General features: G+C 68.8%; 2 protein-coding genes and 1 pseudogene. 2 read left to right on the top strand and 1 reads right to left on the bottom strand.

Going from position 1 to position 2,571, the window contains the following annotated elements:
• Window positions 1–114 precede the first annotated feature (114 nt).
• The gene (locus tag ACFYQA_RS39375) at window positions 115–672 is read left to right on the top strand and encodes a GNAT family N-acetyltransferase (RefSeq protein WP_388928638.1); all 558 of its coding nucleotides are present in this window, start codon (window positions 115–117) and stop codon (window positions 670–672) included.
• Window positions 673–728: 56 nt separating this feature from the next.
• On the opposite strand, the pseudogene ACFYQA_RS39370 reads toward ACFYQA_RS39375, so the two are convergent.
• Window positions 729–1,492: pseudogene (locus ACFYQA_RS39370) on the bottom strand (IS6 family transposase).
• A 75-nt stretch (window positions 1,493–1,567) separates the two neighbouring features.
• Between ACFYQA_RS39370 and ACFYQA_RS39365 the strand changes: the two are divergent.
• A complete protein-coding gene (locus ACFYQA_RS39365) occupies window positions 1,568–1,873 on the top strand; it encodes a hypothetical protein (RefSeq protein ID WP_388928640.1) in 306 nt (101 codons plus the stop codon).
• Window positions 1,874–2,571: the final 698 nt, after the last annotated feature.

Raw genomic sequence — 2,571 nt, 5'->3', positions numbered from 1 at the left:
AGCCGCCTGGATCAACAAGCCGGCACCGGACGGCCCACTGATCCCGGCACAACGTTAGAACGATCTACCTGCCTTGATCGCTTTGACAGGTTCCGTGCTGATGAGCTGGTCGGCATGACTGAACTTGGACCCGTCGCCTGGCCACCTGCCCCGATCAAGACCGAGCGGCTCGTGCTCCGAGAGCCCGAGGCCCGGGACCGTGCGGCGTTCGTCGAGCTGCTGGCGTCGCCAGAGGTGCACACCTACCTCGGCGGCCCCCGGCCGCGAGACGAACTTGAGCGCGAGATGCCCGGGGTACCCGAGCGGTGGCCCGGTAGTTTCGTCGTCGATCTCGACGGGGCGATGATCGGCCAGATCCTGCTCAGGAGAGCCACGGAGCACCGTCGCCCGGCTGCCGCGGGGAAGGCCGATCTCGGCTACCTGTTCCTGCCGCGGGCGTGGGGATTCGGGTACGCCGCCGAGGCGTGCGCGGCGGCACTCGGCTGGTTCGCCGGCGTCCTTCCCGGCGAGCCGGTGGTGCTCACCACCCAGACCGCCAACGTCGGCTCGATGCGCCTCGCGGCAAAACTGGGGTTCACCGAGGTAGAGCGGTTCGAGGCCTACGGCGCCGAGCAGTGGTTCGGCCTGCGGTCCCCGGTCACGCGGTCCGACTGGGCGCTGTCACGTTGTTGAGTGTGTGAGTGCCTGACGGTGTGCCGGGTGTGGTGGGGCCGGGCGGCAGTTTCGGGTCAGGCCGCGGCAGGCGGGCCGGCGAAGCCGGTGATCTGGTCCCGGACGGCGAAGCGGGTGGTCATCTCGGTGCGGTATTCGGTGGCGGTCATCAGGTGCCGCCGGGGCCGGAAGTGAGGTGAGATGCCGCTGAACGCGGCCAGGAACCGCTGGGCTCCGCCGACGCTGCGGAAGCCCTTCATGGCGCGTTCGCGCTGCCGGGTGGGCTGATGACTGTTCTCCGCCCGGTTGTTCAGGCCCTTGTGGGAACGGTGCTCGACGGAGGGCATGACCTCGCGGTGGGCGGCGCCGTAGGAGCGCAGCCTGTCCGTGACGACCACCCTCGGCGCCGAACACGTCTTCTTCATCAGGCGGCGGAAGAAGCGCCGGGCCGCGGCGGTGTCCCGGCGGTCCTGCACGAGGCTATCCGGCACGTTGCCGTCCTGGTCGACGGCCCGCCACAGGTGCTTCTGCTCTCCGTTGATCCTGATGAAGACCTCGTCCGGGTGCCATTTGTCCCCGGGCCGGGGCTGGCGGCGGCGCAGCCCGTTGGCGTAGGCCTGCCCGAACTTCGTACACCAGCGGCGGACGGTCTCGTGGGAGACGCTGACGCCGCGCTGCAGCATCAGCTCCTCCACCTCACGAACGACAGCGGGAAACGGAAGTACAGCCACACGCAGTGCGCTATCACCTCGACCGGGTACCGGTGCCCCTTGTACGACGACGACGGCGGCGCGGACGACACGAGCGAACCCCTCCCCGGCACGACCAACTCCAAGATCATCTCAGGCCGGTCCGCTAACGTGACAACGCCTTGGGCAGGGCTCTCGGCCTCGTGACCCGCCGCACCCTGCCCACGATGGCAACCACGCCCGCCGTCTACGCCGCCGTCCAGATCTCCGTGCCGCTGTGGATCCTGCCTCACCTGGCCACCTCGAACCGGACCACCGTGCCGATCGTGGCCGGTACCCGCCTCGGCATCCACGAGGACGGCAAGGAGCTCGTCGTGCCACTCGGTGAGCCCGGTGCCTGGGTCACCTCCGAACAGACGCCGGACGCTGCCGGTCAGCCGGCCCCGTGCCGCCGTCCTTCGCCTGGCTGTACGAATTCAGACGTCTGCGTATCCGTTACGAGCGCCGAGCCGACCTCCAACAGGGTCCGCTAACAGGGCCTGCTCGAACTCGCCTGCAGCATCATTTGCCTCCGACGCCTCTGCAGGTCATTCCGAAACGATCAATTGGTCCCCTGAGATGTCTCGGCACAGCACGTCCCGACTGCCGATCAGGTCGCCAACCAGCCCGGCATGTTCAACTCCGGAAAGGCCCAGGATGTCGCCGAGTGCATGACCGAGGCGCACCCGGACCTGGACTATGTCTCCGTTGCCGACGCGGAGATGGCCTTCGCGACCCGCAGGGTCTTCGATGCCCGCGGTGCGGCAAGGACATCGAGGTCGTCACCGGGACTGTCACCGAGAACGGCACCGACGAAAAGCCGGTCGCGGTCCAGGACTGCGGATTCTCGGCCATGGTCGCCGACTCTCCCAGGGGCATCGGCGAGACGGCCGTGAGCAGGGCGGCCGGACTGCTCAGGACAGGCAAGGGGGAGTGAGACCACCCCCATCTCGCTCGCGCTGATCACCGAGGACAGCGTGGAGGAGGCCCCGAGTGCTGCGGCACTGACCCGGGTTCCGTCTGCGGGCTCGCCGAACGAGGGCCGCCTGGACGCCCGCACGACCTCCTCGCGAACCCGCGGCCGGCACGGGGTACCGCCCAATGGCCATGAGTTAAGCCGTGTGGGGTGTGAGCTGGTGGAGCACGATGGTGCGGGTGACTCGGCGGGTGCCGGGGTCGGTTGAGCTGCGGG

The sequence above is a fragment of the Streptomyces sp. NPDC005774 genome (assembly GCF_042871645.1).
GTDB lineage: Bacteria > Actinomycetota > Actinomycetes > Streptomycetales > Streptomycetaceae > Streptomyces > Streptomyces pratens.
This window is presented reverse-complemented; position numbering and strand designations above follow the sequence as displayed.

Bases quoted from the DNA above. Each gene is read 5' to 3' on its own strand.
- ACFYQA_RS39375 (WP_388928638.1), top strand. From the start codon at position 115: ATGACTGAACTTGGACCCGTCGCCTGGCCACCTGCCCCGATCAAGACC.
- ACFYQA_RS39365 (WP_388928640.1), top strand. From the start codon at position 1,568: ATGGCAACCACGCCCGCCGTCTACGCCGCCGTCCAGATCTCCGTGCCG.